The organism is Wolbachia endosymbiont of Folsomia candida, from assembly GCF_001931755.2.
Lineage (GTDB): Bacteria > Pseudomonadota > Alphaproteobacteria > Rickettsiales > Anaplasmataceae > Wolbachia.
Genome location: NZ_CP015510.2, coordinates 986,473 through 1,007,614 on the forward strand (window position 1 = coordinate 986,473; position 21,142 = coordinate 1,007,614).

The 21,142-nt window shown below is 34.5% G+C and carries 29 protein-coding genes and 2 tRNA genes; 22 read left to right on the forward strand and 9 right to left on the reverse strand.

Features of this window, described 5'->3' with window-relative positions:
- Positions 1-37: 37 nt before the first annotated feature.
- From ASM33_RS08380 to ASM33_RS08710, 6 genes are all read left to right on the forward strand, one after another.
- Positions 38-301: a hypothetical protein gene (locus ASM33_RS08380; protein WP_157956379.1), complete on the forward strand. Its 264-nt coding sequence runs from the start codon at positions 38-40 to the stop codon at positions 299-301.
- Positions 298-1,227 (forward strand): 16S rRNA (cytosine(1402)-N(4))-methyltransferase RsmH, encoded by a 930-nt coding sequence (rsmH, locus tag ASM33_RS04455; RefSeq protein WP_110410198.1) that lies wholly within the window; start codon positions 298-300, stop codon positions 1,225-1,227. Before ASM33_RS08380 ends, rsmH begins: the two co-directional genes overlap by 4 nt.
- The gene (ftsL, locus tag ASM33_RS04460; protein WP_110410197.1) at positions 1,224-1,529 is read left to right on the forward strand and encodes a cell division protein FtsL; all 306 of its coding nucleotides are present in this window, start codon (positions 1,224-1,226) and stop codon (positions 1,527-1,529) included. Before rsmH ends, ftsL begins: the two co-directional genes overlap by 4 nt.
- Positions 1,530-1,632: 103 nt before the next feature.
- Entirely contained in the window at positions 1,633-1,962 is a 330-nt protein-coding gene (cutA, locus tag ASM33_RS04465; RefSeq protein WP_110410196.1) for a divalent-cation tolerance protein CutA, read from the forward strand.
- Between the two features lie 4 nt (positions 1,963-1,966).
- Positions 1,967-2,041: transfer RNA gene (locus ASM33_RS04470), tRNA-Gln, on the forward strand.
- Positions 2,042-2,372: 331 nt separating this feature from the next.
- Positions 2,373-2,609 carry a hypothetical protein gene (locus ASM33_RS08710; protein ID WP_237342874.1) on the forward strand — a complete coding sequence of 79 codons (237 nt, stop codon included), beginning with the start codon at positions 2,373-2,375 and terminating at the stop codon, positions 2,607-2,609.
- Here ASM33_RS08710 and ASM33_RS04480 read toward each other — a convergent pair.
- Together ASM33_RS04480 and ASM33_RS04485 are read right to left on the reverse strand one after the other, a co-directional pair.
- Positions 2,603-2,923: a hypothetical protein gene (locus ASM33_RS04480; protein WP_110410194.1), complete on the reverse strand. Its 321-nt coding sequence runs from the start codon at positions 2,921-2,923 to the stop codon at positions 2,603-2,605. The two genes, ASM33_RS08710 and ASM33_RS04480, sit on opposite strands and share 7 nt — an antisense overlap.
- Before the next feature lie 176 nt (positions 2,924-3,099).
- Positions 3,100-4,086 carry an integrase core domain-containing protein gene (locus ASM33_RS04485; protein ID WP_157956349.1) on the reverse strand — a complete coding sequence of 329 codons (987 nt, stop codon included), beginning with the start codon at positions 4,084-4,086 and terminating at the stop codon, positions 3,100-3,102.
- A gap of 365 nt (positions 4,087-4,451) precedes the next feature.
- Between ASM33_RS04485 and ASM33_RS04490 the strand changes: the two genes are divergently transcribed.
- Positions 4,452-5,927 carry an IS4 family transposase gene (locus tag ASM33_RS04490; protein ID WP_157956338.1) on the forward strand — a complete coding sequence of 492 codons (1,476 nt, stop codon included), beginning with the start codon at positions 4,452-4,454 and terminating at the stop codon, positions 5,925-5,927.
- On the opposite strand, the gene ASM33_RS04495 is transcribed toward ASM33_RS04490, so the two are convergent.
- From ASM33_RS04495 to ASM33_RS04515, 5 genes are all read right to left on the reverse strand, one after another.
- Positions 5,918-6,385 carry an IS630 family transposase gene (locus ASM33_RS04495; protein ID WP_110409220.1) on the reverse strand — a complete coding sequence of 156 codons (468 nt, stop codon included), beginning with the start codon at positions 6,383-6,385 and terminating at the stop codon, positions 5,918-5,920. The genes ASM33_RS04490 and ASM33_RS04495 overlap by 10 nt on opposite strands.
- A complete protein-coding gene (locus ASM33_RS04500) occupies positions 6,339-6,698 on the reverse strand; it encodes an IS630 transposase-related protein (protein WP_157956363.1) in 360 nt (119 codons plus the stop codon). Before ASM33_RS04500 ends, ASM33_RS04495 begins: the two co-directional genes overlap by 47 nt.
- A gap of 331 nt (positions 6,699-7,029) precedes the next feature.
- Positions 7,030-7,839, reverse strand: a complete 810-nt coding sequence (locus tag ASM33_RS04505; RefSeq protein WP_110410193.1) for an enoyl-ACP reductase FabI — start codon at positions 7,837-7,839, stop codon at positions 7,030-7,032.
- Between the two features lie 59 nt (positions 7,840-7,898).
- Positions 7,899-8,228, reverse strand: coding sequence for a histidine phosphotransferase family protein (locus tag ASM33_RS04510; protein ID WP_157956380.1), 330 nt, complete (start codon positions 8,226-8,228; stop codon positions 7,899-7,901).
- A gap of 32 nt (positions 8,229-8,260) precedes the next feature.
- Positions 8,261-8,551 carry a hypothetical protein gene (locus ASM33_RS04515; RefSeq protein WP_110410192.1) on the reverse strand — a complete coding sequence of 97 codons (291 nt, stop codon included), beginning with the start codon at positions 8,549-8,551 and terminating at the stop codon, positions 8,261-8,263.
- A 133-nt stretch (positions 8,552-8,684) separates the two neighbouring features.
- Here ASM33_RS04515 and purM point away from each other — a divergent pair, with 133 nt between their 5' ends.
- Positions 8,685-9,695 carry a phosphoribosylformylglycinamidine cyclo-ligase gene (purM, locus tag ASM33_RS04520; RefSeq protein ID WP_110410191.1) on the forward strand — a complete coding sequence of 337 codons (1,011 nt, stop codon included), beginning with the start codon at positions 8,685-8,687 and terminating at the stop codon, positions 9,693-9,695.
- 131 nt (positions 9,696-9,826) lie between these two features.
- Entirely contained in the window at positions 9,827-10,714 is an 888-nt protein-coding gene (locus tag ASM33_RS04525; protein WP_110410190.1) for a hypothetical protein, read from the forward strand.
- Between the two features lie 41 nt (positions 10,715-10,755).
- On the opposite strand, the gene prfA is transcribed toward ASM33_RS04525, so the two are convergent.
- Entirely contained in the window at positions 10,756-11,835 is a 1,080-nt protein-coding gene (gene prfA / locus ASM33_RS04530; protein WP_110410189.1) for a peptide chain release factor 1, read from the reverse strand.
- A gap of 127 nt (positions 11,836-11,962) precedes the next feature.
- Here prfA and yihA point away from each other — a divergent pair, with 127 nt between their 5' ends.
- From yihA to ASM33_RS04590, 13 genes are all read left to right on the forward strand, one after another.
- Positions 11,963-12,556, forward strand: coding sequence for a ribosome biogenesis GTP-binding protein YihA/YsxC (gene yihA / locus ASM33_RS04535; protein ID WP_110410188.1), 594 nt, complete (start codon positions 11,963-11,965; stop codon positions 12,554-12,556).
- A 4-nt stretch (positions 12,557-12,560) separates the two neighbouring features.
- Positions 12,561-13,475, forward strand: coding sequence for an acetylglutamate kinase (gene argB, locus ASM33_RS04540; protein WP_110410587.1), 915 nt, complete (start codon positions 12,561-12,563; stop codon positions 13,473-13,475).
- A 116-nt stretch (positions 13,476-13,591) separates the two neighbouring features.
- Positions 13,592-14,752 carry a hypothetical protein gene (locus tag ASM33_RS04545; RefSeq protein WP_110410187.1) on the forward strand — a complete coding sequence of 387 codons (1,161 nt, stop codon included), beginning with the start codon at positions 13,592-13,594 and terminating at the stop codon, positions 14,750-14,752.
- A 16-nt stretch (positions 14,753-14,768) separates the two neighbouring features.
- Complete coding sequence (locus ASM33_RS04550) at positions 14,769-15,122, forward strand: hypothetical protein (RefSeq protein ID WP_110410186.1); 354 nt, start codon at positions 14,769-14,771, stop codon at positions 15,120-15,122.
- Between the two features lie 19 nt (positions 15,123-15,141).
- Positions 15,142-15,501: an HIT domain-containing protein gene (locus ASM33_RS04555; RefSeq protein ID WP_110410185.1), complete on the forward strand. Its 360-nt coding sequence runs from the start codon at positions 15,142-15,144 to the stop codon at positions 15,499-15,501.
- 20 nt (positions 15,502-15,521) lie between these two features.
- Complete coding sequence (locus tag ASM33_RS04560) at positions 15,522-15,875, forward strand: NADH-quinone oxidoreductase subunit A (protein ID WP_110410184.1); 354 nt, start codon at positions 15,522-15,524, stop codon at positions 15,873-15,875.
- Positions 15,876-15,879: 4 nt separating this feature from the next.
- Complete coding sequence (locus ASM33_RS04565) at positions 15,880-16,395, forward strand: NuoB/complex I 20 kDa subunit family protein (RefSeq protein ID WP_110410183.1); 516 nt, start codon at positions 15,880-15,882, stop codon at positions 16,393-16,395.
- Positions 16,388-16,939: an NADH-quinone oxidoreductase subunit C gene (locus ASM33_RS04570; RefSeq protein WP_110410182.1), complete on the forward strand. Its 552-nt coding sequence runs from the start codon at positions 16,388-16,390 to the stop codon at positions 16,937-16,939. The genes ASM33_RS04565 and ASM33_RS04570 overlap by 8 nt, the downstream gene beginning before the upstream one ends.
- A gap of 61 nt (positions 16,940-17,000) precedes the next feature.
- Positions 17,001-17,195, forward strand: a complete 195-nt coding sequence (locus tag ASM33_RS08470) for a hypothetical protein (protein WP_162297593.1) — start codon at positions 17,001-17,003, stop codon at positions 17,193-17,195.
- A 214-nt stretch (positions 17,196-17,409) separates the two neighbouring features.
- Positions 17,410-18,360: a malate dehydrogenase gene (gene mdh, locus ASM33_RS04575; RefSeq protein WP_110410181.1), complete on the forward strand. Its 951-nt coding sequence runs from the start codon at positions 17,410-17,412 to the stop codon at positions 18,358-18,360.
- 148 nt (positions 18,361-18,508) lie between these two features.
- Positions 18,509-19,636, forward strand: coding sequence for an ankyrin repeat domain-containing protein (locus ASM33_RS04580; RefSeq protein WP_110410180.1), 1,128 nt, complete (start codon positions 18,509-18,511; stop codon positions 19,634-19,636).
- Between the two features lie 60 nt (positions 19,637-19,696).
- Entirely contained in the window at positions 19,697-20,599 is a 903-nt protein-coding gene (locus ASM33_RS04585; protein ID WP_110410179.1) for a class I fructose-bisphosphate aldolase, read from the forward strand.
- Positions 20,600-20,609: 10 nt separating this feature from the next.
- Positions 20,610-20,681, forward strand: a tRNA-Cys gene (locus ASM33_RS04590).
- Between the two features lie 141 nt (positions 20,682-20,822).
- On the opposite strand, the gene ASM33_RS04595 is transcribed toward ASM33_RS04590, so the two are convergent.
- On the reverse strand, positions 20,823-21,095 hold the full coding sequence (locus ASM33_RS04595; protein WP_110410178.1) for a hypothetical protein: 273 nt from the start codon (positions 21,093-21,095) through the stop codon (positions 20,823-20,825).
- Positions 21,096-21,142: the final 47 nt, after the last annotated feature.

Genomic DNA, 21,142 nt, shown 5'->3' on the forward strand with positions numbered 1-21,142 from the left:
GTATTATTACCCTTATATTCCAGTAAGATACCATGTTTTGGTAAGAAAATCTACATACACAAATAAAAAGGTGATTTGGTTGTCATCCCAGTGCGTGACACTGGGATCTATCTTATGGACATTACTTTTAACATACACTCCCAAAGCCAGGTATCCATTGCATAATTTGCAAATATTTTTACGTCTGGATCCCAGTGTCACACACTGGGATGACATGGGAGAAACGCACTTGGATAACAAATGTGAATACTGGATCCAAGTGTCCACTACTCAGATGACACCTTTTGGGCTACTTGGATGACACACACTCCAGTTTTACTAAAAGAAATGCTATCACTACTATCACCACAAAATAACGGGCTATATGTAGATGCTACGTTTGGAGCTGGTGGATACAGCAACAGTATATTGACTTCAGCCGATTGCAAAGTATATGCAATTGATAGAGATGAAACTGTTACTAAATTTTATGATGACCTGAGCGCAAAATACCCAGATAAAATAAAACTATTCATTGAAAAATTTAGTAACATTAAAAGCATACTAAGCGGAATTGGACAACCTTCAGTCATCCCAGTACTTGACACTGGAATGACATCAAGCGGTGTGGATGGAATAGTTTTTGACATCGGAGTTTCATCTATGCAGATCGATAATGGAAATAGAGGATTCTCATTTCTGCACGATGGTCCGCTTGATATGAGCATGGATAATTCTTCTCATATAAACGCTTCAACGTTTGTCAATGCTTTGCGTGAAGAAGAGATTGCAAATACCATATATAACTACGGCGGCGAGCGCCATTCTCGCAAAATTGCAAGAGCGATAGTAAATGCACGCAAGAAAAAGCTTATCAAAACTACATTTGAGCTTGCAGAAATTATACGCTCTGTGGTGTTTCGTGGAAAAAGTAAAATTGACCCTGCAACCAGAACGTTTCAGGCAATAAGAATATGGGTAAATGACGAGCTCGGTGAACTGGAAAAGGGTATTAAAGCTGCATCTGACATGTTAAATAAGAACGGTAAATTAATTGTTGTCACCTTTCATTCTTTGGAAGATCGTATAGTCAAAACTTTTTTTAGGGACTTATGTGAGCCAAAATCTGCTAATTGTAAGAAGTTTTCTCTTTTGAATAAAAAAGTAATAAAAGCAAGTGAGGAAGAAGTAAATGCAAATCCACGTTCACGCTCAGCAAAGTTAAGAGCTATAGAAAGGCTGTCATGAAAACTTTCTGCATTGTTTCGATAGTAGTATTTTTCTTCAGCACTATAGGACTATTTAAGGTAAAATTATATGTTCAATCATTAAATAGAGAGCTAATAAAAATAAAAAGTGAGATTAATTCAGTACAAAGCGATATAAAAGTTTTACAAGCGGAGTGGAGTTATTTAAACAATCCAAAAAGGCTTGCAAAGCTCGTAGAAAAATACTTGAAAAATAACTCTTTAATATTGGCTAGTCAGGTTAAAAATCTTGACTATTTGCATGGCCGCAGCGCGTTAGCGCGTCTTAAAACTGAAGAATAATGAAAATGGACCTTATTGTGCAAAAGCTCACAAGGTCTACTCTATTTTCCCTTGATGAATAATTCTTGGTAAACTATAATAACTAAGCGTTTATATTGCTGCTATGAGTAGTTTAGTTTTGATTTACACAACTTTTTCAAATTTTGAGGAAGCTCAGGTCGTTGCTGAAGAATTGTTGAATGATAGGCTCATTCTATGTGTAAATACATTTCCTGAAGTACATTCCATATATCTTTGGGAAGGTAAAATAAATAATAGCTCTGAAGTAGTTGCAATTATGAAAAGCAAAAGTGATCAAGTTGACAAAGTTATAGAAAAAATCGAAGCAATGCACTCTTATGATCAACCTGCTGCTTTGGTTATACCAATTGAAAAAGCAAATAAGTCTTTTACTAATTGGGCTAATAATGTTATTGATGTGCATAGTATTTAGTAATTGGGATGTAGCCAAGTGGTAAGGCATCGGTTTTTGATACCGACACGCGAAGGTTCGAATCCTTCCATCCCAGCCATTAAAATTGTGGAATGATATCGCTTTTTTATAAATTAAGGTTATTTAATTACGTATTAAGCAGTTTCAAAGATATAGCTGTGAAATTATTCCTTTTTACGGGATATCTTTACATATCGAGCGTTGTACTTATGTTTCTCAGTAACGGTTTTCAGTATGCTGTGGAATTTAGTTCCTTCAAAAGCGCATTTTATTATTTATATCAATATTTCAAGTGGTATTGGGAAAATAAAGATGGCTTGAGTTATGGAATCTCTTTCAGAATATCGGTAGCGTTCGTTACACCGTATCTCTTATATAAATCAATTCTTAGCATAAATTGGAGGCCTTTTATGAAACAAATAATAATACGAATATTAAAATCCATTAGAGGAAAAAAGAGTAATGATTTCAGTAAATCCAGTAGCAATAGTTACAGTAAAAGTAATAATTATAGCAGTTACAATCATGATGAAGATGCAAAACAGAAAGTAAAGATGATAAAGCAATTATTAATACAAGATATAGAACAAGCTATAGATAAAAGATTGCACAGTATCTTTTTCGGTGAAAAAAATAGATCTCATTGAGAATATACTAAATCCCTATCTAATTTTTCAGTCTTGCGTTTTAAAATCGGCTGTATTTTATTTTTTACATAGACCGGGTCATAATTTGCTAATATACACGTATGTACAAAGTCTTGACTAAAGTCTGATAACCAAGAAATCGCTTTACGTTTTTCTACCACACTCCCTGTTTTTTTACAATTGCTTGCTGAATCAATCATTGCCTGAGCTATAACTGATTTCCATAGAATATAATATCTTTGTATATCATCTAATGTACTATTTGCATCATAATGGTTAAAAAATTCTTTAGTAAAATTGAAGTTATTTGGCATAACAATACCTCGATTTAAAATTGTGAATATATAGCTAAGACAGATAAGATTTCATCGATTTCTGAAAAATAAACCTGCAAAACCATCTGTCATGCAAGTAGCTCTCCTTCTTTCATCTCAGTAGCCCTCCTTCTGTCATTCCTGTATCCTCTTTCTGTCATCCCTGTAAAGGTCAACTAATTCATTGACAAATTTTGCAAAAAGCTCAAAGGAGTAATACCTCCAAGAGCTTGATGCGGCCTGTGTTCATTGTAATAAATTAAATATCTAAACAATTCATCCTTAAATTCTTGAACGGTCTCAAACGTTGTTCCCTCAATCAAATCATCATTTAAAGTCCGCCAAAAGCGCTCTACTTTTCCATTTGTTTGTGGTCTATATGGCCTTGTATATAAATGCTTTAAGCCAATTTCAACTAACATTCTTTCAAATGGATGTCCATCCAAATTACTTCTTGATGCAAACTCTGGTCCATTGTCTGTCATTACTTCTTTGAACTGAATACTGTAACTTTGCTTTATATAATTAAAACATCTGAGCACTGCAAACATTACATTCAGACTCTGAATATTTTCTAAAACTTCTGCCCATGCTATACGGCTTGCATCGTCTATTACACACACTAAATAGTATCTTTTGCTCTCATTTATTATCATATCTTTACTCAAATAATGACAGTCTATATGTGCCAATTCTCCAGCTTTTTCCCTGATTATCTTTCTCTTCACCTCTTTTTCTTTTGTGCTCAACTTATTCATGCCGGCTCTCTTAATAATATTATATATACCAGATGGAGAAGGTGTTTTGTTGCCCAACTTTTTTGCTAGTATAGCACAAATTTCATATTTATTTATCCCTTTTTTCCGCTCCTCTATAACTGCTTTTTCTATTTCAATATCTGTTCTTCTACTTTCCCATCTTGGACCTCTTTTTCTTGGTAAAAACTCTTTTTCTAATCCGCTATTTCTATACCTATTATAATATTTACAGAATGTTTGTCTGTTGATTCCATTAGCGTGATAAAAATCGCCTACAAATCTATAAAATGGATGCTTTTTTGCCTTTGTTTGCTCATATTCTTTGATCAAAAATCTCCATTTACTTTGGTAATTTCTCTCTAAAGTTTTATCTTCTGTGTTTCTTCTCATACCTAACTCCCTCAAAAATGTTTCTTTTATCTTAACATTTTTGTCATCGAATTAGTTGACCTTTACAATCCCAGTGCCCAGACACTTGGATCCAGCACTTAATTACTATACTAGAAAACAAATACACGGATAATGGATAACAATAAAAATAGCTTACTTCATACTAAACACAGTGTTTTTAGGGAAGTTATAGCTAACACAGATAAGCTTTCCCCGATTTTTGAAAAATAAAATCAATAGCAGCGTTAACATCTGGCCAGAAAATTGGCAGTATTTTTCTCACAGCATGTTTAATTGCAAACCAAAAATGCTCAATTGGATTCAAATCTTACTTTTACCCACAAATATAAAAAAGCTAGTAAAATAGCAAATTCATATATTTGATAAAGGGTTTAAAAATGTACGGAGTAAATACAAATACGCAATATACTGATAGCTTAGGGGACAAATGGCTAGAAAGAGAGTTGAGACATGTTAATCTGGGAGATATAAGGCTTAATAAGAGGCTTATTACAACAAGTTATCTTATAGAGCGTAAGGCATCTGGATCAATTAATCAAAGTTGTGGTGGATGGAAAGAAGCTAAGGGCGCGTACAGGTTGTTTAGTAATGAAAAGCTTGAGGCCGAGAAAATTTATTCTTCTCATCATAAAGAAACAGCGGAAAGGATAAAAGGAAATAAGCTTATATTTTCAATCCAAGATACTAGTTATTTGGATTTTGACTCTCATATAAATACCAAAGGGCTAGGCAGTATTTCTAAAGCTTATACAAAGCATAAAAAGGGTTTGCTGCTGCATAGTGCCTTAATGGTCAGTAAAGAAGGATTACCTTTAGGTTTATCTTCTCAACAGTGCTGGGCGCGTCCCGCTAGAAAAGAAGAAACAGCAAAAGAAAAAGCAAATAGGAAATACCGTACTTCTATAGAGGAGAAAGAAAGTTATAAGTGGATAGCAGCACTAAAAGAAACCATAAATAACGTTTCCAAAGATGTACAACTTGTCACTCTTGGTGATAGGGAAGCAGATATCTTCAAATTTTTATGGATAGCTGAATCATTGGGTAGTTTTTATGTAATCCGTAACCGAGCTAATAGAAAATTTATCTGTACTGAAGAGGGAAAAACAGATTTGCAAACACGCATAGCTCAACTTCCGGTAAAAGAGAAAATCGTCTTGGAAGTTGCTAAAAACGGGCACCAGAAGTCAAGAAAAGCAAATATTGAAGTAAAATATATGAAAGGCTATATACCTATCAGAGCGCCTTACATTTATGGGTCAAAAGATACAGCACATAAAATAAGTGATAAAGTCGCTGTATATGTGGTAAGCGCAAAGGAAATGGATCCTCCTAAAGGAGTTGAAGCTATCGATTGGACTTTGTTAACTAATGTACCAGTTAATAGCACTTTAGATGCCATAGAAAGGATAAATTGGTATAAGCTACGATGGAAAATTGAAGAATACTTTAGAATTTTAAAATCAGGATGTAAAATAGAAAGCTCTCGTTTAACTACAAAGGAAAGGCTACAGAAATTAATTGCTATAAAGAGCATTATTACATTTAAAATTTTATATTTAACAAAAGTGGCTTTATCGCATCCTATGGAGGCTTGCACTAAGGTTCTAAGCAATGAAGAGTGGAAAGCTCTTTACATACGTGAGCATCAAGTGGCCACATTGCCCGAAGAACCTCCAAACATAAAACAAGCTATTATTTGGTTAGGAAAATTAGGTGGGTTTATGAATAGAAAAGGTGATAATTTACCAGGAAGTATGACTCTATGGCGAGGCTATGAAAATCTTAGAGAGAGCATGGTTATGCTTCACATAATAACTTCTCAAAGTTATGGGTAAAAGTAAGGATTCAAATCCGGTGAATATGGCGGTAAAAACAATACGTTACACCCTACATTCTCAATCAGTTTTCTAATTTTTACGGACTTATGGAAGCTTGCATTATCAAGGATGACTGTCTGTCCAATTTTCAATTCAGGAATTAGTATATTTTCAACATAAGCCTCAAAAAGTTCACTGTTGCAATATCCCTCAAATGCACATGGTGCACCAACTTTTCCCTGATTTAAAGCTCCAATAATACTGATCCTTTTCTTCTTAAATGCAGGTTTTTCAGCAAACAATCTCTTCCCTTTCGGAGCCCATCCATATGCGTAAAATTCGTTGTCATCAATTCCAGATTCATCTATAAATACCAGGTTTTCTTTGTTTATTTTAGCTACTTTTTCTTTGAATTCTTTACGTTTTCCTTCATCTCTCTCTTGATAAAGAAAGGTTTTTTTTATATGTATAGCCAGCTTTTTTTAGATAATTGTATGCTGTCTCTTTGCACATATTCCCAAATTTTTCAATTACTTTATCAGTCGTAACATCTTGATTATCTTCCAGAAATTTAAAAAAACTGCCCATGTCTTTAATCTTGCTCCTATGACCTGTTTGGTAGCCATAGGCTGGCTTTACGCTTCCAGTTTCTTCCCTTCTTTTTCTCCACCAATACAGTGTTTTTCTGTCAATACTGAACATCTCACTCACAGCTTTCATGCTCATTTTTTTCTCATCTACCACTTTTAAAACACGTTCACGTAAATCTTCGCTGTATGGTTTTGGCATTTTTAACCTCTGCTTTTTATTCAACATGCCTTTATTATCATAAAATCCAGTCTAGGGAAAGCTTATTTTAGTTAGCTATATACTGCAAAATGGATCCCAGTGTCGAAGCACTGGGATGACACCAGTAGTTGATACTTAACACAAGTCCTATCGCTTCACGAGATATTTGTACATCTGTGTGTCACGCACTGGAATGACACCATTTTTCGCATTTTTGCCTTCAAATTTGCAAGAAGTCTATTGTCGAGGATTACTGTTCGTCCAGAATTCAATTCTGAACTAGTATATTTTTAACGTAAGGCTCAAAAAGCTCACTGTTGCAATTTTTTTTCTAGTCTTCCACTTTATCAGTTTCAACTACTTTCATTCCAACCACATTATATCCTGAATCAACGTGCAAAATTTCTCCTGTGGTACCACTGCTTAAGTCGCTTAGTAGATATAGAGCTGCTTTTCCTACATCTTCAATAGTGGTGTTGCGTCTGAGTGGTGAGTTGTTTCTGTTCCATTCTGAAATGGAATGAAAATCACTTATTCCCGAGGACGCTAATGTCCTGATAGGACCAGCAGAAATGGCATTTACTCTTACGTTTTGTGTCCCTAAGTCGCATGCTAAATATTTTACACTTGCTTCAAGTGCAGCTTTACATAAACCCATAACATTGTAGTTTGGCATAACTTTTTCAGCACCATAGTAAGATAAAGTAAGCAGGCTACCTCCATTTTCCATCATCTTTTCAGCTCTTTGCGCTAAAGCGGTGAAAGAATAGCATGATATATGCATTGCACTTAAGAAATTATTCAGTGAAGTGTTAACATACTTACCATTTAATTCATTTTTATCGGAAAATGCTATTGCATGCACCAGGAAATCAATACTTTCCCATTCCTTTTTTATTGTCTTAAAAGCTTCATCTATTGTTTCTTCATTTGAAACATCACACTTGAGCAGCAGCTTTTCATCAATTTGGAACTCCTCTGCTATAGGTAATAATTTTTCCTTTATTGTTTCATTCTGGTAAGTAATAGCAAATTCTGCTCCATACTCTGAAAGCGTTTTTGCTATGCCGTACGCTATTGACCTCTTATTTATTATTCCAGTTATTAATCCTTTTTTACCTTGTAATAGATTTGTTGCCATAAGACCATTCGTGCCACTCAATATAATTTGAGATATGAACCGAATAAAGTCAAGTTACCTCAAGCTATAACTAAACCTATTTCCAGCAGATTATTTTCACAAATACAATTCATTTTTGCATTATAATGATCTAATAGTAAAGAGGTTAGATAAATATTGATGTCTTTTGCATTTAAATCGATTTCACTTTTTTTAGTTAATTTCTCTATTAATGATCTGCTAAGTTGCTTATGTTCATTAGAAATTTTTATGGTTAACAGCGTTTTATCGTCTGCTCTACTCAATGAAATAGACATTTGTTCAACTCCCGCTACAGCACTTGATATAGTTAGCACCATATTAGAAATTATTTTATTTATCTTTTCAACTAGATCGGTGCTGAGCTCCATAGAGTTTGAGGTACTTGTCTCCCATGTGAGTTCTATTTTTTTTTTAAATAATTTTTGATATTTGATTTAGTCAGATCAAAGCTACTATTATCTCCTGAAGAAGAATATGCCTGCTTCATTACTTTATGTTTAGACATCAAATCATCGGAACTTTCTTTAAGTAATGAAAATGCGTCCTTTTGCGCATCAGCATCATTCTTATCACCTGTTTCAAACTCTTCTACGCTGGACATTATTCCACTCATAGAGTTCGCAAAGTCATGAAGTAGACGCCCTGATAACAACTCCATTATTAACACTGTGTTTTTGATATCTTTGTTCATTTGATGATTATAAATGATGACAAAATTTAAGTTACCCTATATCGGTAGGCATATGATAGTCAATTGCTAGAAAGTTTCGTTGCATTTTTTGCACTAAGGCATTAATATAGTATTAATAATTTATAAAAGGGTTATGAGCACTTATGCCAAATCAGGAATAGATCTTGAATTATATAATAAACTAATAAAGGAAGTCAAGCCTATTGCTCAAGAAACTAACAGGGAAGAAGTAATAAGTGAAGTTGGCTCATTTTCTGCATTGTTTGACTTTGCTGCATTAGCTAAGAAGTATGATCATCCAGTTCTTGTTTCCTCAACAGATGGAGTAGGTACAAAATTATTAATAGCCCAAGAGGTAAACAAGCATGATACTATAGGCATAGACCTGGTTGCAATGTGTGTAAATGACTTACTTGCACAAGGAGCAACACCTTTATTTTTCCTCGATTATTTTGCAACAGGTGTTTTAGGTAAAGACGTGTTATTATCTGTAGTGCGTAGCATCGCAGAAGGGTGCAAGCAAGCTAAAATAGCATTGGTTGGCGGAGAAACTGCTGAAATGCCTGGAATGTATGGTAATAATCACTATGACCTTGCAGGATTTGTAGTTGGTGTAGTTGATAAAAAGCAAATTCTTCCAAATTGTAATGCTATGAAAGAAGGTGATTATATAGTTGGTTTAGAATCAACTGGAATACACTCAAATGGGTTTTCTTTAGTACGTCATATTTTCAAAAACTTGGATATAAATTATAATGAACAATCTCCATGGGATAATAAATCATGGAGCACAGTATTACTCGAGCCAACAAAAATATATGTTGATTCTCTGTTACCCATAATGCAAAAGGCAAAAGGAATTGCACACATCACAGGCGGAGGGTTAGTAGACAATATCTCGCGAATTCTTCCTGAAGGTTTATTTGCAAACATAGATATTGATTCCTGGAAATGGCCTGAAATATTTTCATGGCTAATGAAAGAAGGCAAAGTACAAAAAAAAGAAATGCTAAGGACATTCAATTGTGGTATTGGCATGGTTTTAATTGTAGATCCTGAAAGTATGGAAGATGTAGAAGATCACTTTAAAAAGCGTGGAGAAAAAATTGACGTGATAGGAAGCCTTAATAGCAAAATTGCTTAATTAAAAAGCGGTGTTTAAGTAAACTTTCAGTAAATATGATTTTTTGGCTCTATTTAAAATATTGACAAATTAATACTTATGCTTAATAATTCATATTAATATATTAGTATAAAAGCATTCAGGAAGTTGATATGACAAAGACTAAAAAAAACATGATAAGTGACAAGCTAAACGAGCTAAGTTCAAAGATAAAAACTATCCGTACAGGATTAGATAACACCAAGCAGCCAATAGAAAAACTAAGTCAAGACTTAGACGATATTGTTCAAACCTTTAATGCTTTACACGGTGGTATCAAGTCAAGACAAGAAGAAATATTAGCACAATTGAAAATTCAGGATGAGAAGCAGCAAGAGATCTTGCAAAAAGAAGGTTTTAAAGGTCTTCAGTTTGATGAAATAGATGAGAATGGCAATAAAGAAGAAAAGGAATTAGAGAAACTAGAAGATGCAATAAAACAACTTGAGCCATTAGAGAATGAGATAAGAATTTTGAAAAGGCTTGTAGAAAATAAAAAATTACAGGAAGGAAAAATAAGCAAAAATGATGCAAGAAGCTTTATTAAAGGTGAAAGAGATAGAATTAGTAAAGCTATAGACGAAAAAGAAAAAACAGCTAGTGCGAATAAAATAGTTGATAATTTAAATAAAGAATATCTAAAATATGCAAAAGAAATAATAAAATCAAATCCTCTTTATAAAAAATCATCAGATGGTGTGAGAAATAGAATTGATACAGCTCAAGATATGAACGCAATAAAAACAATAATCGATAGCCGAGCACTCTATTTTATTAAGCGTCATGATGCTTCTATCACGCATAATGCACTCTATTTCTGGCAGCAATTAGATGTAAAAGGTATAGAGGAAGCATTGAAAGCCGATTTTATTTTGGAGAAAAGTAATAAACAAGTTGTGCTTAATCCTTCTAATAATATATGGGAATTAGCAGACAAAAAACAAAGTACTACTGTAAATCATCCAAAAGTTGATGCAATAAATGCGGGACAATCAAAATAGCAAGCTTGTTAGCATGTTATAAAACTTATGCAAAAGTTCTATTAACTTTCCCCAGCCAACCTTTGTGCTTCATTACGTGAAATTAGCGCCTCAATAAACTCATCTAATTCGCCTTCTTTGACAATCTGCTCTAGCCTATGCGAAGTGAAATTAATTCTGTGATCAGTGAGTCTTGATTGTGGAAAATTATACGTTCTTATACGTTCAGATCGATCTCCAGAGCCAATTTGACTTTTTCTGATTGTTGATCTTTCCAGCTCCCTTTTTTGCCTTTCAATCTCGTATAGCCTTGCTCTCAAGACTTTTAGTGCCTTAGCTTTATTTTTGTGTTGCGATTTTTCATCTTGCTGTATAACCACTATCCCTGTTGGCAAGTGTGTGACTCTTACTGCACTATCAGTTGTATTCACTGACTGCCCACCTGGTCCGCTAGATCTATAGACATCTATTCGTAAGTCTTTCTCTTCTATCTTGAAATCAACTTCTTCTACTTCAGGTAATATTGCAACAGTAGCTGCAGAGGTGTGAAGCCTTCCAGAAGATTCAGTTTCAGGCACTCTCTGCACTCTATGGACTCCCGACTCAAATTTTAGCCTTGCAAAAACTTCTGTTCCATTAATGAGTGCTGAAGCTTCCTTATATCCTCCTATGCCTGTATTGGAGATGCTAATCGGCTCGAATTTCCAATTTCTTCTTTCTGCATATCTTTGGTACATGCGATATAAGGTTGCTGCAAATAATGCTGCTTCATCGCCACCAGTACCGGCCCTGATTTCTAATATTGCATTTCTTGAATCGTCCTCATCTTTGGGCAATAGTGCTAGTTTTAGTTTTGCTTTGACTTTTGGTAATAATACTTTTTGCTTTTCAAAAAATTCTTCTTTTGCTAACTCTTTAATATCATGGTCACTACTTTCATCTTTTATTATCTCATCTAAATCTGAAATTTCCTCTTTCAGAATGCCGTACTCATCGATTATTTTGATAATTGGTCTGAGCTCAGAGTATTCTTTTGAAAGGGTGATGAACTCCTTTTGACTTAGGCTTCCAGGATTTTCCAATCTCCTATCTATATCATTAAATTTCTTCTTTAAGTCTTGTAAATTATTCTCTATATCCATATAACACAGATTTAATATTTCAACTGTTCATTTTAAGCAAGTAATATATACTGAAATAAAAAATTTCTTATATCAAGCAATAACATTATACTATATCTATTACTTTTGATACTTCCACTTGAATATAATGGCAAAACAAATAACATCGAACTGCAATTTTATATTTGGAGCTACGGATATCAAATCATTACCGAATGAATTAGTTCCAGAAATCGCATTTGCTGGCAGATCAAATGTAGGAAAATCCAGTTTGATTAATTTGCTAATAAATAGCAAAAAAGCTGCCAGAGTTTCATCTAAACCTGGATGCACTAGGCAAATAAATTTTTACTCTATGTATGAGGATAAATTTAGACTTGTTGATTTGCCAGGCTATGGCTATTCTTACGCAGGCAAGGAAGAAATTGCACAATATTTAAAGCTTGTTGAATATTATTTGATTCAAAGAAGCAACTTAAAAAGAGTGTTTGTTCTGATAGATAGTAAGGTAGGATTAAAAGAAATAGACAAAGACTTTATTTATTGGTTAACATATAACAACATAAACTTTAACATCGTGCTAACAAAAACAGATAAAGTGAGTCAAAAGAGCTTAGATGATATTGTACAACATACTCAAGAATGGATTAATAATGAAACTGTGTCATTTCATCAAATAAGCACTCGTGTCAAACATAAAATAATCAAGGTAAGAGATGAATTTTTCAGGTTTACAAGATAAAAAAATGAAAAGTAGCGAATTTTCAAAGAGTGAGGTACCGTTTAAGCAAAAAGCAGAAATATTACTTGAAGTGTTATCGAACATTCCTAATTTTGTAGGTGAAACTTTTGTTATCAAATGTGGTGGCATAACAATCTCAGATGAAACATTGCTCAACCTTTTTGTTCATGATGTCGTTTTATTAAAGCAGCTTGGTATAAACCCAGTAATAGTTCATGACGGAGAATATGAAATTAACTCAGTACTAAAAATACTTGGTATGGATAGTAAATTTGTTAATGATATCAGACTTACAGACAAAAATACTATGAAAATCATTGAAATGGCGCTATGTGGTTCAGTTAACAAAAAAATTGTTCAACATATAAATTCTGCTGGTGGTTCAGCTATTGGGCTTTGTGGAAAAGATGGTAATCTGATGAAAGCTGAAAAAATAACCGCTACACTGAGGGAAAATAGATCAAATAACATCGAAAAAATATTAGATATGGGATTCATTGGAAGACCAACTGAAATAAATCCTGATATATTATTTTTTATTGAGGAATCAGATTTTATACCAGTTATTGCACCTATTGGTCATGGAAAAAATGGAGAAACGTATCATATAGATGCCGACAGCGCTGCAAGTGCAATAGCAATTGCAGTTTCTGCGTCTAAAATGATAATCTTTAGCGATACAGATGAAGAAATGAATAAAATTGGCAACAAGAAAATATCTGTTAAAAATTTAAATGCATCAATTGACTGTGGCAAAATCAAAGGAGAAAGATTCATTGAAAGGCTTGCAGATTATACTAGAATGGTTGAAGAATGTGCCGGAATCACTCACATAATTGATGGTAGAATACCTAATGTTATGCTTGACTTATTTACTGAGAATAACTCAAGTATATCAATTGTTTTAGACAATCTATAAATAATACTTGAAATCTCCACAATTTCATCTTATAATGGATATAGAAGTTTAAATATTTTCAGCTATAATTAAACGTACTATAGCGTTTAATTGTGGAAGTACCTTGGGGGTATATCATGGCAGAAGTAGGAAATGAACCAAACAAAAAGTCCTTCTGGGCTAAGGTTGGCGGTGTAGCTAAAACAGTTGCAAAAGGTGGAGGCAGAGTGCTTCTTCTTGTGCCTAAAGCTCTTATTTACCCGATAAGAAAACCACTTGTTAAAGCTGCTGAAGCAAAACATGATGCAATTGTTTCAGTTAAGAAAGCTGTTGGTATGACAATTCCTAAAGGAGAAGAGGAATTCAATTTACCTATAGACATGACGCAATCTAGTAAAGATCTTGATGTTCAAATAACAGGATATAAAAAAGGAAAGGTAACGTTCCTAGCACCGAGGTCTCTTATTGGAGATATAGCTCATTTTACTCAAAAGCAATTAGATGAAATAGAAGAATTCAATAAAAACAGTAAGTATTCTAATATATCCATAGACCGTGGACAAAATAAGGTCTCAATTGAAATTGATGTTGAAAAAATAATTAACGATATTAAAGACCATCCTGATAATAAAGGAAAGAGTGAAAAAGAGATAAAAGGACTTGTTCTTAAAGGAATTGCTCAAGAAGTTCAGCTTAGCATTGGAGCAGTGATGAAAGCCGGTGGTAGGTCTGTTACTGAAGATCCAAAAATAACAAGCGGTATTGCAGAGAAGTTGTACCAAGGATATGGTGACCATAAGAAAGATCTTGAAAAAAAGGCATCAGAGGTTGTAACACAACTTAAAGACCAGGTTCAAGATCCAAGTTCATCAGATACTTTAAGGTCTAGGGGTGGACAATCATCAGGAGCTGTGAAGCCTATCGATATGCCTTCAAAAGAAGAAATATTAAGGGTGGCTGGACCATTCGTTAATTCTGGTAAGAGAACATTGGAATCATCAGAAGATGATGGGCAATTGCACAAAAAGCAAAAAGTTGAACCACAAGAGGTTGCCAAGGAGCCTCCTGTGGGTAGCAGTAGGGAAGCGGCAAGAAAAGCTATAGAAGAAGCAAAAGAACGTCAAAAGCAGTCACCGCAAAACGTTGGAATAAACTCTGAAGATTTGAAAAAATTATCGGAAGCTTTGCAGCAACGACCACCTGCAAGTTGTGGTAAAGAAACTGCAAAATTGCTAGAAAGAGAAGAACAAAAAATTGAATCGCAAGATTCTGAAAAACAAAAAGGTTTTGGTATATAATTTAAGGAGGAGTATAATGAGTAATGATATAAATGCTAATATAAAGGAAATTTTAAAGGAAGTTTCAATTAAAGGTTTGTTTGATGTAAAGTTAACAAGCGAAGAGGAAAAGCTTGCGCTGTTAGGAGCAATGGCTACTCCATTTGGAACATATTACATAGAGAATTTAAAAGGAAAGTCTAATGGTCGTGATGCACAAGTCAATCAAGCGGCTGAAGTTGGAGCTTCGCAGAGTGTAGAAGAGAAAGCAAAAGAGCTCGGTATTGGATTGGAAGATGCTTCAAATTGTGAAGATGTAAGTGGTAGTAAAGTATCATTTCCATCGGCTACAGCACCTAAAAATAGTAAAGGTTCTACCATTGGCAAGTAAAGACCTTCAGTAATATTGTATGGGTTATGATAGTAACAACATCTTTGCTCAAATATTAAGGGGTGAGCTGCCTTCTGAGAAAGTGCATGAGGATGAGGATGTATTGGCGTTTCATGATAAGTATCCTGATGCCCCAGTTCACATCTTGGTTATACCAAAGGGTCAGTATATCTCATATGACGACTTCATTCTAAAAGCTCCTGAAAAAGAGGTACTCAGCTTTTTCAAGACTGTGAGAGAAATAGCACATAAGTATAATTTAGAAAAAACAGGATATAGATTAGTTACTAACCACGGCGAAAATGGAGAGCAAGTTGTGCCGCATTTTCATGTGCATATTTTAGGTGGTAAAAAATTAGGAAAGCATGTAAATTCATAATATTATATGAATTTTGTTAAATGAGTGAATATTTAACCATAGTAGTTTTTATCTGTGTATCAATTGTAATATCTCTTGCTTTAGGTGTGCTACCTATGTTTCTTGCAGTGAACAAACCAGATAGTGAAAAACTTTCCACATATGAATGTGGCTTCAACCCACTATCCAGCGCAAGAAAAAATTTTGATATTAAGTTTTACTTAGTTTCAATATTATTTATAATATTCGACTTAGAAATTGCTTTTCTTTTCCCTTGGGCTGTGTCTTTATCTAAGATAAGCTACAATGGATTTTGGTCTATGATGGTATTTCTTGCAATACTCACTATAGGTTTTATCTATGAGTGGTGTAAAGGTGCATTGGAATGGGAGTAAATTTATGACAGATCAAATTTTATCTAATGATGACTGGGGTCGTTATAAAAAAGATGGATTTCTTATAACTAAATTTGGTGATTTGACAGATTATGTAATGAATTGGGCAAGATCTGGTTCTTTGTGGCCAATGACATTTGGTCTTGCATGTTGCGCAGTGGAGATGATGCACACTGCGTCCAGCCGTTATGATCTTGACAGATACGGCATAATGTTTCGCGCGAGTCCACGCCAATCAGATGTGATGATTGTTGCCGGTACATTAACTAATAAAATGGCAGCCGCACTTCGTAAAGTTTATGATCAAATGGCAGACCCAAAATATGTTATTTCTATGGGAAGCTGTGCAAATGGTGGTGGCTATTACCATTACTCTTATTCAGTAGTTCGAGGTTGCGATAGAATTGTACCAGTTGATGTGTATGTTCCTGGGTGTCCACCAACTGCTGAGGCATTGCTGTATGGACTCTTATGTTTACAAAATAAAATAAAACGCACTGAAAATATTAAGCATGGATAAAATTAAAAAGTATATACAGAAAAAACTTAAGTGTGAGTGTGTTAAGGTAGATGAGTACACTATAGCAACACATTTGACTCTTGGAGATATTGAAAAGCACCTACTCTTTCTACGTGATGATGAAAAATGTAGATTTGAGTTATTGGTCGATATTTTTGCTGTCGACTATCCAGATAGAGAGAAACGTTTTGAGCTAATATATAACCTACTTAGCGTTGTGCATAATATTAGAGTTTATGTAAAGCTTCAATTATACGAGGGTGATATACCTACAAGCGTATCGGAGATATTTAGTACGGCTTCGTGGTTTGAGCGTGAAGTGTTTGATATGTATGGAATAGAGTTTTCTTCTCATCCAGACCTGCGTAGAATTCTTACGGATTACGGGTTCAAAGGTAATCCAATGCTCAAGGATTTTCCTCTTACTGGTTATGAGGAAGTCAGGTACGATATAGAAGCAAAAAAAGTTGTGTACAATCCTATAGACTTACCACAAGATTTCCGTACGTTTGATAGCCTATCCCCTTGGGAAGGTAAGAAATGATAAGGGTTTCCCAAGAACACACACGAATGTCATCACAGTGCCTTTTTTTCCTTTCACCGCAGTGCTTTTTTTTCTTGTCATCCCAGTGCGTGACACTGGGATCCAGTATTTTCTTCCCTGTCATCCCAGTGCTTTTTTCCTTGTCATCCCAGCACTTCTCTTTGTCATCCCAGTGCGTGACACTGGGATCCATCTTATTTTCATCATGGACGTTGTTTTTGATATATGTTCCTATGGTCCGTTTCCTATTATATAATTTGCAAATATGTTTATACCTGGATCCCAGTGTCACGCACTGGGATGACAGGAAAAGGGCTACTGGGATGACAAGGTGATGGATACTTGGATTACAAACGAAGCTGAAACCAAATTGCCTTTGAAACATAGCATTCGTACAGCTACTGGGATGACAAGAGAAAGGCTACTTGCATGACACCACTATTGATTAAAATAAATAAAAGGAGTATATAATGACAATACAAAGAAAAAAAATATCTTTAATAGGTGCAGGAAATATTGGTGGCACTCTTGCTCATATGATTGCACTAAGGGAGCTTGGTGATGTTGTTTTGCTTGATATTAGCGATGGAATTCCACAAGGTAAAGCACTGGATATTGCAGAGTCAGCTCCTATTGATGGGTTCAATGTTAATTTAACTGGCACTAATCAGTACAAAGATATAGAAAATTCTGATGCAATCATCATAACAGCAGGTATTGCTAGAAAACCTGGGATGAGCAGAGATGACCTTCTGCAAACTAATGCTGCAGTAATGAAAGATGTTGCTGAAAATATTAAAAAATATTCACCAAATGCGTTTGTAATAGTGGTTACCAATCCACTCGATGCTATGGTTTCAGTGGTACACAAGTTTTCAAACCTTCCAACTAATATGGTTGTTGGCATGGCTGGAGTACTTGATTCTGGACGCTTTCGTTATTTTCTTGCAAGTGAACTAAATATTTCTGTTGAAGATATATCTGCTTTTGTGCTTGGTGGACATGGTGACACTATGGTACCGCTTATTAATTGTGCCTCTGTTGCTGGCATTCCGCTTACCCAAATAATTGATATGGGTTTAATTACACAAAAAAAAGTCGATGAAATAGTTGAGCGCACTCGTAATGGTGGAAAGGAAATAGTGGATTTGCTTAAATCTGGATCTGCATATTATTCACCTGCATCTTCAGCTATATGTATGCTAGAATCATATTTGAAAGATAAAAGGCGCATATTACCATGCGCTGTTTACCTAAATGGTGAATATGGAGTAAAAGATTTATTCATTGGTGTCCCTGTTATTATTGGCAAAAATGGAATTGAAAAGATCCTAGAAGTTAAAATGGACGATGATGAGCGAAAAATGTTTGATAACTCTATAAATGCAGTGAGAGAGTTAGTAGGGTTAATAAAATTTTAAAATTGCAACTCTGATTGTATAATAAATTAATCTTTAGGTAAGTTAATATCTACAAAATCAAACTACATTAGAGAGAGTTCCTAATATATTAATTGCTTTTTAGCATGATTTAAGATATAATAAATATATCAAAGCAAGATTATAAAACATGGACATTTCAAGAAAAATTTTTAGTGCTATTAGAAACCGCGATATAAAACAATTAAAATTACTTTGCGAGAGCGGTGAGAATATACTTGAAATAAAAAGTATTCTCAATACTACAAGCAATGGCATACCTCCATTATATTCTGCGATTACTGATGCGTTTTTTTGTGATGAAATAGTTAGCTATTTAATACAAAAAGGTGCGAATCCTAATGCTCGATCCTATGATGGTTACTTCTTACTACATAGTGCAATAAATCATGGTCACTTAAAAGGTGCTCAAGCGCTCATAAGCAATGGTGCAAATGTAAATATAAAAAACAAGAACAATACAGGAGATTATCCTAAAAATGAAGCTGCTCTACATTTTGCTATCGCAAAAGGAGCTTATTGTGTATCGCTAATGGAACACGAAAAATATAAACAAATTTTAGAATTAGTACGGCTTTTAATAGAAAAAAAAGCTGATGTAAATGCTAAAAATGAGCATGGAAACACTCCATTACATAATGCTGCATTATTCAATGCTCCAGAAATAGCAAAACTGTTAATAAAAAACGGGGCAGATGTTAATATAAAAAATAACACAGGACAATCTCCATTGGATAAGGCTAGAAAAGGAAAAAATAAACAAGAATTGATCACCATGCTGGAGAATGGTTTACAATCAACAGTAAGTGGTGCTACTCAGAAGCAGGCTCATGGAAAGAACAATTACTCGCAACTAGAAGTTCAACAACAACCTACAGATGCAACTGGTGGTGCTCAACAACAAGAAATTAGCAGAACTCAAGAAATACCTAAAGAAGATGTCGCTCACAATAGTGCACAGCTAGAAGTTCAGCCACAACCTACAGACAATACAAAACATAACCCACTGAACCTTTCATTAAGAAAATGGGCAATTATCGGAATAGCCACAGTAACTTGTGCTTTAGCACTAGCACTAACATTATATTTTCTTCCATTAGTATTAGGCACTAGCGTTGGATTGAGTACTAAGTTAGCATTAGGAGCTGCAGGTGCAGTGATAGGTGGCGGAGTGGGATACTTCTTTGCCAATGTAGCAATAAATAAGTTTTACGGTAATGAAGTTACATTGAATACACATATACGCTGCGAAGCTTAAAAAGATCTTTGCCTCGACTATTGTTTTTGTTAAACTTTAAGCGAGTTTTAATGAGTCACACTGTTAATGAAAGTAAAACAAATTCTAAGCTACTATGAAAGTGAAAATCCAGGGGTAAAAGCAAACCTCACTCGTATTTTAATGCATGGAAAGCTTGGTGGCACTAGTAAATTGGTAATTCTTCCTGTAGATCAGGGATTTGAGCATGGTCCAATTAAAAGTTTTGAAGTTAACCCTGATGCTTATGATCCACATTACCACTTTCAGCTTGCAGTTGATTCAGGAGTCAGTGCATATGCTGCTCCGCTTGGTATGATTGAAGCTGGTGCTTCAACTTATGCTGGAATGCTTCCACTTATTTTAAAGCTTAATAGCTCCAACTCTTTACACTCAAAAAATCTAACTTCTGACCAAGCAATAACCGCTTCTGTGAAGGATGCGCTCCGCTTGGGGTGCGTAGCTGTTGGATTTACTATATATCCTGGTTCTGCTAAGTGTTTTGATATGATGGAAGAAGCTCGTGACATTATAGCTGAAGCCAAGTCTTATGGACTTGCAGTAGTGCTATGGTCTTATCCACGTGGCGAGAGAATTTCGAAAGAAGGCGAAACTGCGGTTGATGTTATTGCTTATGCTGCACATATAGCAGCTTTGCTTGGTGCTAATATCATAAAAGTAAAACTTCCAACTCAGCATTTGGAAAAAGAAAAGATAGACTCAGAAAATATTGACTCGCTATCTAAAAGAATTGGGTATGTTAAAAAATCTTGCTTTGCTGGCAGAAGGATAGTAGTTTTTTCTGGTGGTGAGTCAAAAGCAGTAGATGATATATGTAATGAAACAAAAGAAATTAAGCAAGGTGGTGGTAATGGTTCAATAATTGGACGTAATACTTTTCAGCGTAAAAAAGAAGAAGCTTTATTTATGTTAAAAGATATAATGAATATCTATAGCAGCGAGTAATCATAAAAATGGCTGGGTGGCAGAATGGCTTATGCGGAGGACTGCAAATCCTTTTATACCGGTTCAATTCCGGTCCCGGCCTCTTATTTGCATAAGTACAGATAAGCCATTTTAGTGGTTGGCATAACAATTACAGACATATTTAAAAGTAAAGTTTTAAAATCATGTCAATCTTAATATATTATAAATTCAATATTACTTCTTATATTTAGATGTAGAATTATCAACAATGCTCGTGAAAATAATTAGAATCTGTCACTGGATTCATTTCAAGTGCAAAACATCTATTATCTCCTGAACAACCCTCAGGAGCGTATTGAACCTTTACATAATTAGTTGGACATTTCCACTCTTCCCCTGGCTGTGCAGGGAAAATATCTTTAGAATGAGCGAAGACAAATTTTTCATTACCTCTACATGCTTCAGAATAATACAGCACACGTTCACCTTCCACATCACAATACTTAATTTCAGCGCATTTTGTTTTATTTACCATAAATAACTCCTAAAAAATATAAATCATGCTATATTATACATAAAAAT

Excerpts from the sequence above, each read along its gene's own strand:
- rsmH (WP_110410198.1), top strand. The coding sequence starts at position 298 with ATGACACACACTCCAGTTTTACTAAAAGAAATGCTATCACTACTATCA.
- ftsL (WP_110410197.1), top strand. The coding sequence starts at position 1,224 with ATGAAAACTTTCTGCATTGTTTCGATAGTAGTATTTTTCTTCAGCACT.
- cutA (WP_110410196.1), top strand. The coding sequence starts at position 1,633 with ATGAGTAGTTTAGTTTTGATTTACACAACTTTTTCAAATTTTGAGGAA.
- ASM33_RS08710 (WP_237342874.1), top strand. The coding sequence starts at position 2,373 with ATGAAACAAATAATAATACGAATATTAAAATCCATTAGAGGAAAAAAG.
- ASM33_RS04480 (WP_110410194.1), bottom strand. The coding sequence starts at position 2,923 with ATGCCAAATAACTTCAATTTTACTAAAGAATTTTTTAACCATTATGAT.
- ASM33_RS04500 (WP_157956363.1), bottom strand. The coding sequence starts at position 6,698 with ATGCCAAAACCATACAGCGAAGATTTACGTGAACGTGTTTTAAAAGTG.
- ASM33_RS04505 (WP_110410193.1), bottom strand. The coding sequence starts at position 7,839 with ATGGCAACAAATCTATTACAAGGTAAAAAAGGATTAATAACTGGAATA.
- ASM33_RS04510 (WP_157956380.1), bottom strand. The coding sequence starts at position 8,228 with ATGGAGCTCAGCACCGATCTAGTTGAAAAGATAAATAAAATAATTTCT.
- ASM33_RS04515 (WP_110410192.1), bottom strand. The coding sequence starts at position 8,551 with ATGAACAAAGATATCAAAAACACAGTGTTAATAATGGAGTTGTTATCA.
- purM (WP_110410191.1), top strand. The coding sequence starts at position 8,685 with ATGAGCACTTATGCCAAATCAGGAATAGATCTTGAATTATATAATAAA.
- ASM33_RS04525 (WP_110410190.1), top strand. The coding sequence starts at position 9,827 with ATGACAAAGACTAAAAAAAACATGATAAGTGACAAGCTAAACGAGCTA.
- prfA (WP_110410189.1), bottom strand. The coding sequence starts at position 11,835 with ATGGATATAGAGAATAATTTACAAGACTTAAAGAAGAAATTTAATGAT.
- yihA (WP_110410188.1), top strand. The coding sequence starts at position 11,963 with ATGGCAAAACAAATAACATCGAACTGCAATTTTATATTTGGAGCTACG.
- argB (WP_110410587.1), top strand. The coding sequence starts at position 12,561 with ATGAAAAGTAGCGAATTTTCAAAGAGTGAGGTACCGTTTAAGCAAAAA.
- ASM33_RS04545 (WP_110410187.1), top strand. The coding sequence starts at position 13,592 with ATGGCAGAAGTAGGAAATGAACCAAACAAAAAGTCCTTCTGGGCTAAG.
- ASM33_RS04550 (WP_110410186.1), top strand. The coding sequence starts at position 14,769 with ATGAGTAATGATATAAATGCTAATATAAAGGAAATTTTAAAGGAAGTT.
- ASM33_RS04555 (WP_110410185.1), top strand. The coding sequence starts at position 15,142 with ATGGGTTATGATAGTAACAACATCTTTGCTCAAATATTAAGGGGTGAG.
- ASM33_RS04560 (WP_110410184.1), top strand. The coding sequence starts at position 15,522 with ATGAGTGAATATTTAACCATAGTAGTTTTTATCTGTGTATCAATTGTA.
- ASM33_RS04565 (WP_110410183.1), top strand. The coding sequence starts at position 15,880 with ATGACAGATCAAATTTTATCTAATGATGACTGGGGTCGTTATAAAAAA.
- ASM33_RS04570 (WP_110410182.1), top strand. The coding sequence starts at position 16,388 with ATGGATAAAATTAAAAAGTATATACAGAAAAAACTTAAGTGTGAGTGT.
- mdh (WP_110410181.1), top strand. The coding sequence starts at position 17,410 with ATGACAATACAAAGAAAAAAAATATCTTTAATAGGTGCAGGAAATATT.
- ASM33_RS04580 (WP_110410180.1), top strand. The coding sequence starts at position 18,509 with ATGGACATTTCAAGAAAAATTTTTAGTGCTATTAGAAACCGCGATATA.
- ASM33_RS04595 (WP_110410178.1), bottom strand. The coding sequence starts at position 21,095 with ATGGTAAATAAAACAAAATGCGCTGAAATTAAGTATTGTGATGTGGAA.